Here is a 205-nt window from a genome sequence, read left to right on the forward strand (position 1 = left end):
CCATAGCCTTCTTCGAGCGAGACCACGGCGGAGAAGCCGTTGCCAGCGTCGAAGTAGTACTGGACGACGTTGGTGTCGAAGCCGCCGTAGGGAACCAGCGTATCCTGGATGACGTTGCCGGCGTAGCCGATGAACGTATCGAAGGCCGATTCGTCCTTACCGACGCGCAGGCCCCCGAGCTGGATCCAGGCGAAGTTCAGCGAAA

Annotated in this window: 1 protein-coding gene; it reads right to left on the minus strand. The window is 61.0% G+C overall.

The genetic code is table 11. From position 1 onward, the window contains the following. On the minus strand, positions 1–205 hold a 205-nt coding region (locus CN311_RS31790; RefSeq protein WP_208866623.1), incomplete at both ends, for a porin.

Source organism: Mesorhizobium sanjuanii (assembly GCF_002529485.1).
Lineage (GTDB): Bacteria > Pseudomonadota > Alphaproteobacteria > Rhizobiales > Rhizobiaceae > Mesorhizobium > Mesorhizobium sanjuanii.